The organism is Congregibacter sp., assembly GCF_047617445.1.
In the GTDB taxonomy this organism is placed as follows: Bacteria; Pseudomonadota; Gammaproteobacteria; order Pseudomonadales; family Halieaceae; genus Congregibacter.
On sequence record NZ_JBLGBE010000118.1, the window covers coordinates 1 to 7,876 of the forward strand.

Sequence of the window (7,876 nt, forward strand, 5' to 3'; positions counted from 1 at the left end):
TTATTGGGTGAAGGAGCAATGATGAAGAAACATCAGAGAATTCAGTCTGGATTCACGCTGATTGAGTTGATGATCGTGGTTGTAATTATTGGCATATTGGTGGGAATCGGTTTGCCTAGCTATCAGCGCTCTATCACCCGTTCTAATCGCGCCGACGCTCAAGCGACTCTTCTGGGTTTTGCTCAGTCTATGGAGCGCCGGTTTACTCAAAATTATAGTTACGAAGCGTCGGCGGCGGGCGGCGCTGACACGGGTTCTCCCGATCCGACGGTTTACCCTAGTCAGTCGCCGATAGACGGTAACAATCCCGCCTACAATTTGAGCATTGAGGCTGCCGATGACACAGGCTTCACAATTCGCGCCGTCCCTATAGTTGGCGGAAGACAGGATGGGGACGGCTTTTTACAGCTCGACTCTCTCGGTAGGCGCGGCTGGGATGCGGACAATAATGGGGCGATAGCCGCGAGCGAGTTTACTTGGGATCAGTGAGGTTGACGATGCCGCCGGCGTTGTCGAGAGAGGATTATATGAAGGTCAATTGTTGCTTTGCCGTACGTTGTTGCATTCTGTGCTTCCTGTTGATGAGTCCGTTATACGCGCAAGACGATGCGCCAGGCTTTTCGCAAGAAGAGCGAGCTACACTCGCTATCGTCGATGTTCCTCAGCACGTATTGGCAACAGCGCGTTTAGAGGGGCCGGATGTCTTTTTTGACGGGGCAGAGAGCTATTGGGTAGATGACTTCCGGGTTTACCGCTTGTCAGGGCGGTTGTTTCGCGAAGTTTGGCATGTCCATGTGCGTGAAGACGGAAAGCTGCTACGCACCGAGAGAGACAATCAGGACGACTGACGGCTCACGTCGAGCTCTGCCACAGGTGCTGCTGGAGTCCTAGAGCTTTAGCACCTTAAGTTCCGCCCCTCGCGATCTTCCCGAATGCCATCGCCATTGCTGTCTCCTGGCATGTAGTTGCGCCCACTGTGGCTGATTACCAGAGCCCGAGCCTGACGCGCGTCGCGACTCTTAGGACAGTAATAAAGTGTGCCGTTTTGCCAAGTGCCGCCGTTGGGCTCGAACGTTAGATGATTTTTCGCTAATGATGCGCGCCAGGATAGTTCTCCGCCCGTGAGTGGCCATCGAATCTCACGAAGACGCAACTCGGTATCGTCCAGCCGAAGATTATCGTTGCCGTCGATAAACACGGCGATAGAGCGATTGTCTGTCCATTGCCGATTACAACGTTTGTCCGGTGCCAACGCGCAAACCGTGATCGGTCGCTGCCTTATTAGGGCTTCTTGACGGGCTAAGGCAAAAACGGATGACAAGTGCCGCATGGCAGTAGCGCTGCGTAGATCATCGACACGCTTTGCGAGAGGCGCAAGGGTGATTCCTAGCGCGATGGAAAGCATCGCGACGACTAGCAGCAGTTCGATCAAAGTGAATCCCGAGGGTAGCGAACGCCACGGATAGGGGGTGTGAAGCGTGCCGCGCATGATTGCGGTCCGAAGTAAGCAAGGGTGTGTCAGTGTTGCATCGGACGACGATCATCAGACACATCAGCAGCGGCTTACTTCAATCCTCCAGCGCCAGTTTTTTCATTCGATAACGAAGACTCCGAAAACTGACGCCAAGAGCCTTGGCGGTTTCTGTGCGATTCCAGCGGTGAGCGTCAAGCGCCTCACTGAGAATTCCGCGCTCAATGTCAGCAAGATAGGCGTCCAGATCGCCAGCTACGGCGCTAAGTCCTGTACCCGAGATGCCAGGTTCTGGTGGCGTAGATAGCGCTTCCCGACTGCCTAACTGGAGATCATCTGCGTTTATCACCTCGTGTTCACACAAAGCAAAAGCACGTTCCAGCATGTTTTCTAATTCGCGTACGTTTCCCGGGAACGAGTAGCTTTCCATGGCTGCAATGGCGGCTGTACTAATAGTCGGAGTTTCGCTTTGGTGCGCGTTGGCAATGCGCTTGAGTAGCGCTTGGGCGAGAACCGGAATGTCGTCTTTACGTTCTCGAAGACTGGGAACTTCCAGTTCGATGACGTTCACCCGAAAAAACAGATCTTCCCGAAAGCGTCCTTCTGATACCTCTTTAGCCAGGCTTTTGTGTGTCGCAGACAGCAGGCGCACATCGGTAGCAACTTCCTCGTTTGCGCCTACAGGACGCACACGTTTCTCTTGAATCGCGCGTAGCAGCTTGACCTGCATCGCCAACGGCAGGTCGGCGACTTCATCGAGAAACAGCGTTCCTCCTTCGGCTGCCTGAAAGAGTCCGAGCTTGTCGCGACTCGCGCCGGTGAAGCTGCCTTTGAGATGCCCAAAAAGTTCGCTTTCAATGAGCTCCGCGGGAATGGCGCCGCAGTTCACCGCAACAAAAGGTCCCGCGGCTCTTGGGCCGCGACCATGAATGTTACGCGCGACGACTTCTTTCCCGCTTCCTGATTCTCCACGAATGTGCACGGGCGCCTGGCTCCGAGCGAGTTTACCGATTTGCTTGCGCAGGCGATCCATCGTGTCGGTGTCGCCGATGAGTTCGTCATTAGAGGGAGCGCGGCTGACGGAATCGACGGGGTCGAGCTCTAAAGCTGCGCTGATGAGAGAGCGCAGCTTTTCCAGGGCGACGGGTTTGCTAATGAAATCGAAGGCACCGGCCTTGAGCGCGCGAATTGCGCTATCAACATTGCCGTGTGCAGTAATCATGGCCACCGGGAGCGAAGGCTGCGTTGCCTGTATGTGCTCAACCAAATCGATGCCATTACCGTCCGGTAGACGCATATCCGTCAGGCACAGCTGCAGGGAGCTTTCATCGTCCAGCAGTACGTAGGCTTCCGTTAGCGTGGCGGCACTCACGGTGTCCAGGCCCATGCGCCCCAGTGTAATCTCCAGCAGCTCGCGTATATCAGGTTCGTCATCCACGATAAGCACCCGGGCTGGTTGATTGGTACTCAAAGCGCGTTACTCCTGTTGCTCGATAGTGATCTGAAATCGACTGCGGCCTTCTGTAGTCGGTAGGTAAGCAATTCGGGCCTGATTGAGTTCGCAAAGCTCGCGGCACAGATAGAGTCCGAGTCCGCTGCCTCCCTGACTACGCGTAAAAAACGGTTCAAAGAGGCGGGAAACGTCGCTCTGAGCCACGCCGTCTCCATCATCATATATATCAATCACACACTCGCGCTTCCGACGATCTACGCGAACTCTTAATTCTGCAGCTCTCTCTTTGGTGGCGAGGTGGGTGTGGCGCATAGCATTGTCGACAAGATTGTCCAAAACCCGCTGCAGGTGTTCCGGATCAACAACTATCTGAGCTGTGGGATCGATGAATTCGATGCTTAGCTTACCCGGGTTGTCCCGGGCACTGAGGTAGCGCTCATGATATCCGTTCATCCAGTTTGCTAGCGTCAGTGTTTCGAGCTTGGGCGGCTCTCGGCGAGATATCTGCAGCACGCTCTCGACTATATCGTTTACCCGCTGGCTATTCGTTAGCACGATGTCCACCATTCGACGGTCGTCCTTTGCCAGTGTTTGAGATTCATCTAGCAGTTGCGAGGCGTGGCTAATGGCTCCCAAGGGATTGCGGATTTCATGGGCGATACTTGCCGCGAGGCGTCCCAGAGATGAGAGCTTCAGTGATTGTGCGTAGGCCGCCACCGGTCGATAGTCTTCCAGAAAGACAAGGGTCTGGTTTTCCTCGCCACCTTCCAATGCGTGAAATTTGACCACGAGCTCCGCACCATCGCCTCTGGCTTCAAAGGGTGTGCCGATCTGTTGGCGGTTGCTGCGGTACTTTTCGATGCGATCGGTCAATTCGGCGCTGTAATCCATTAAGGGGCGACCTTGTTCTAATGCTATGGGTCTGCTCGGATCCAGTAACCTACCGGCTGCGGCATTGAGGATCCTCGCGCGATTCTGCGAGTCAACGAGGAGAATGCCTGTCTGCATGTTTTGTACGATTTGCTCGTTCAGTCGTTGCAGTCGATAGATATAAGTCGCGCGTTCATTGGCCAGAGCCTCGACACGTCCCAGTCGAAGTGCGACAAGCTGCACCAAGCCCGAAACCACAAAGAACAGGAGTCCCAAGAGTCCCGCAGGGAAAAGCGCCTTAATCCCAGCGTCACCCGTGGATATGAGTCGTAGCGTGTCACCCAGTATCGCCAGTACGGTCATTGCGGCCACGAGAGTCGCTACTGTACGATTACTAATAAGTACTGCACTTGAGGCCACGGTGATGGCCAGCAGCAGAGGCAGGCCGCTACTCATGCCGCCGGACGCGTCGCTTAAGAGCGTTATGCAGACGATATCCACGCCAAACAGCAGTACTAATCTGGCATTGGAGCTTTCCCAGCGTGCAGCAACGACACCCAGCAATACGATGTTACTGAACAAAAATAGACTACTCACAGCGGTATACAGCGCCGGGTTTTGCGCTCCTACGAGTTGCCGGGTCGCGGGCATAGTGATCAGAAGCAAAAACACGACGGAAAGTACGGTTCGGTAGACGAGATAAATCCGAAACAGCAATAAATTCTGCTCGGATCCCGTTGTGCCGGGCGGTTCCAGAATGGCCGGATTGTTCACACCTGTTTACTCACAGCTTACTACTCGTAACTACACGGCTACATTCTAGCAGTGCCATGTGTGAATTCGTTCTATCTGGTCAGCGTGCTCAGGATCGCTGACAATAGCGTCCTCAGATCCTTGGACAGTTTTTATGCACATTTTGATGGCCCAGATAAACACCGTTGTTGGTGACTTTATCGGTAACACGGATCAGGTCCTGGCGGCGGCAGAGGAGGCTTGCTCCCAGCATGATGCGCCGATTGTGGTTTTTCCAGAGTTAACGTTGTCCGGATATCCCCCCGAGGACCTCTTGCTGAGGCCGGCGCTGTGTAAACGCGTTAGCGATGCCCTGGACCGCTTGTGTGCAGATTTGCCCCCGGCGGCATGGGTGATAGTGGGATACCCGATTCGGCGAGAGGGCGTTCTCTATAACTGTGCAGGCGTGATTCATCAGGGCGAGCTCAAAGCGGAGTATCGTAAGTGCGAGCTACCTAATTATCAGGTATTTGATGAGAAGCGCTATTTCACTGCGGGATCTCAGCCTTGCGTCCTCGAAATTCACGGAGTGCAAGTAGGCCTGAGCATATGTGAGGACATATGGGTGCCCGGTCCTACGGCGGCTAGTGCTGCTGCGGGAGCTAAGCTGCTGATTAACCTTAATGCGTCACCCTATCACCGTGGTAAGCAGGCGCAGCGTCTTGCGCTAGTGGCAGAGCGCTGTAGAGCCAATGAACTTGCCGTTGTGTATGTGAACCAAGTGGGAGGGCAAGACGAACTGGTGTTTGACGGAGGTTCTTTTGCCATGAGTGCGGACGGTAGCCTTGCGGTACAGGCGCCTCGCTTCGAGAGTCGCGCAGTGTGGTGTGAATACAGGGGTGACTCACGGGCGAGAGCCTTCAAGGTGTCGGCTCATGCAGACCCATTGAGTGAGCTAGCTGCCACTTGGCAGGCACTCGTGCTGGGAATGCGCGATTACGTCAACAAGAATGGTTTTCCAAGTGTTGTTCTTGGCTTGTCGGGTGGCGTGGATTCAGCTCTAACGCTGGCTGTAGCAGTCGACGCGCTGGGCGCTGAGCGTGTTCAAGCCGTGATGATGCCTTTTCGCTATACCTCAGATATCAGCATTGCTGATGCGGCGGAGCAAAGTCTGACCCTCGGCGTAAGCCATAGTGTCATATCAATTGAGCCGATATACGAGACCTTTCTTGCAGCCCTACAAGAAGAGTTTGCAGGGCTAAGCGCCGACACCACCGAGGAGAATTTACAGGCCCGGTGTCGCGGGGTGTTGTTGATGTCCATCTCCAATAAAAAGCGATCTTTGGTGCTCACGACGGGTAATAAGAGTGAGTTGGCAGTGGGGTACTCTACTTTGTACGGCGATATGGCGGGGGGCTTTGACGCACTCAAAGATGTGCCAAAGACCCTCGTTTACTCACTTTGCCACTACAGGAACAGTGTGGGAGCCTGTATTCCCGAGCGCGTGATAGAGCGGCCACCTTCCGCTGAGTTGGCGCCCGACCAAAAAGACGAGGATAGCCTGCCGCCCTATGAGGTCTTAGATCGAATTCTGGAGCTGTACGTGGAGCAGGATTACAGCGCTGAGGCTATTATTGCTGAGGGTATCGACAGAGCGGATGTAGAGCGCGCCGTGAGGTTGGTGGATATCAATGAGTACAAGAGGCGCCAGGCTCCCGTGGGTGTGCGTATTACTCAACGCGGTTTTGGCCGCGATCGCCGTTACCCCATTACGTCGGCCTGGCGTATCGGGGAGTAACGGCGTTTCTAACTGATACCTTTTCTGCTATCGAACTGCGGTGGCTTGGGTGGGTCAAAGAGTCCAAAGCTGAGTTTGTTGATAATGGACCGCTGTAAGCCTTCCTGCGTGTAGACCGTGTCAAACGCGCCTTTCTTGTTCAGGGCAGGGTGATCCGGGTAGTTCAGAACGAGTGTGTCGATGGCATCCTGGGCAAGATCATCCATTCCGAGTATTAGGTAGCCCTGAGCCATCACGGCTAAACCGTCGCCAACGGCAGGCGTGCGCTGAAAGTTCTCTACGACGTAGCGGCCACGATTCGCCGCCGCAAGGTAGGCGCCGCGCCGAAAGTAGTAGTTAGCAACATGGATTTCATTCCGTGCAAGCAGGTTCCGTAAGTAGACCATGCGTGACTTGGCATCTGAGGCATAAGGGCTGTCCGGAAAGCGCGTGACCAACTGCGAGAACTCGGCGAAAGCTTCCTTGGCGAAACTCGTATCGCGGAGCGTTTTGTCTGTCGGTGTGAATCGTGACAGGAAGTCCTGGCTGGCAGTCGCGGTCGCCAGACCTTTCATATAATAGGCGTAATCAACATTGGGATGTTGCGGGTGTAGACGGATAAAGCGGTCCGCCGCCTCGACCGCCGCCTCTGGCGAATAGGCGCCGTAGTGGGCGTAGATGAGCTCCAACTGGGCTTGTTCAGCATAGCGGCCAAAGGGGTACCGAGACTCAAGTGCTTGCAGTGCCCGGATTGAGAGATCGAAGTTTCGGGCATTCAGGTAGCGCTGAGCTTCATCGTAAATCTGCTGCTCGCCGCTGTCGGCCGCGATATCGCCTTCCTCATCATTGTTGGCGCAGCCGCCCACAAATAGCAGGATCGAGAGTAGGCAGGCGAGTAATGGCCAGCGTTGGGGCAACGTGTGATGGGTACTAATAAGGCTCATGCTAAAATCGGCGAAGAAAAACAAGTCGCCATTTAAGCACAGCAGACGGAGCGCATAAACCATAGAACAGTCTATTGAAACGAGTCTAATCGAACGGAACGCTACCGTAGGTGATGATCTTGCGGGCGCGCGCTTCGATCAGGCGGCGGCACAGTTGTTTCCAGAGTTCTCCCGGGCCCGCCTGCAGAGCTGGATTCGTGGTGGGCAATTACTGCTCAACGGCAGCAGTGCTCGCCCGCGAGACGCGGTCCAGGGTGGCTCTCAGTTAAGTCTAAATGCTGAACTAAAGAGCGAGGTTTCTTGGGTAGCCCAATCTTTACCACTGGATATTGTGTACGAGGACGAAGAAATTCTTGTCATTGATAAGCCAGCGGGGCTGGTGGTGCATCCGGGGGCGGGCAATCAACATAGCACTCTGGTCAATGCGTTGCTTGCCCATAGGCCCGCATTGGAAGCCGTGCCTCGAGGTGGGATTGTTCATCGGCTGGATAAAGAAACATCAGGCTTGCTGGTCGTTGCCGCCACTTTAAACGCGCATCGAAGTTTAGTATCGCAGTTGCAAAAAAAGGACGTTAAACGGGACTACTTCGCGATTGTGCGAGGTGTTCCCAGCGGCGGAGGACGCATAG

At 54.7% G+C, this 7,876-nt stretch carries 8 protein-coding genes; 4 read left to right on the forward strand and 4 right to left on the reverse strand.

Annotation, left to right across the window (positions count from 1 at the left end; translation table 11 throughout):
* A partial coding sequence (locus ACI9KD_RS16400; protein ID WP_414982245.1) for a type IV pilin protein occupies positions 1-489 on the forward strand: 489 nt, incomplete at its 5' end.
* Positions 490-581: 92 nt separating this feature from the next.
* Positions 582-848 (forward strand): hypothetical protein, encoded by a 267-nt coding sequence (locus ACI9KD_RS16405; protein ID WP_414982246.1) that lies wholly within the window; start codon positions 582-584, stop codon positions 846-848.
* 47 nt (positions 849-895) lie between these two features.
* Here the strand turns inward: ACI9KD_RS16405 and ACI9KD_RS16410 are convergent, their stop codons facing one another.
* The 3 genes from ACI9KD_RS16410 to ACI9KD_RS16420 form a co-directional block, all read right to left on the reverse strand.
* Positions 896-1,489: a GspH/FimT family pseudopilin gene (locus ACI9KD_RS16410; RefSeq protein WP_414982247.1), complete on the reverse strand. Its 594-nt coding sequence runs from the start codon at positions 1,487-1,489 to the stop codon at positions 896-898.
* A 79-nt stretch (positions 1,490-1,568) separates the two neighbouring features.
* Positions 1,569-2,942: a sigma-54-dependent transcriptional regulator gene (locus ACI9KD_RS16415; protein WP_414982248.1), complete on the reverse strand. Its 1,374-nt coding sequence runs from the start codon at positions 2,940-2,942 to the stop codon at positions 1,569-1,571.
* Between the two features lie 6 nt (positions 2,943-2,948).
* Complete coding sequence (locus ACI9KD_RS16420) at positions 2,949-4,568, reverse strand: sensor histidine kinase (protein WP_414982249.1); 1,620 nt, start codon at positions 4,566-4,568, stop codon at positions 2,949-2,951.
* Between the two features lie 133 nt (positions 4,569-4,701).
* Here ACI9KD_RS16420 and ACI9KD_RS16425 point away from each other — a divergent pair, with 133 nt between their 5' ends.
* Positions 4,702-6,324 carry an NAD+ synthase gene (locus ACI9KD_RS16425; protein ID WP_414982250.1) on the forward strand — a complete coding sequence of 541 codons (1,623 nt, stop codon included), beginning with the start codon at positions 4,702-4,704 and terminating at the stop codon, positions 6,322-6,324.
* Between the two features lie 8 nt (positions 6,325-6,332).
* Here ACI9KD_RS16425 and ACI9KD_RS16430 read toward each other — a convergent pair whose 3' ends face one another.
* Complete coding sequence (locus ACI9KD_RS16430; RefSeq protein WP_414982251.1) at positions 6,333-7,247, reverse strand: outer membrane protein assembly factor BamD; 915 nt, start codon at positions 7,245-7,247, stop codon at positions 6,333-6,335.
* Between the two features lie 154 nt (positions 7,248-7,401).
* On the opposite strand from ACI9KD_RS16430, the gene ACI9KD_RS16435 reads away from it, so the two are divergent.
* On the forward strand, positions 7,402-7,876 hold a 475-nt coding region (locus tag ACI9KD_RS16435), incomplete at its 3' end, for a pseudouridine synthase (protein ID WP_414982252.1).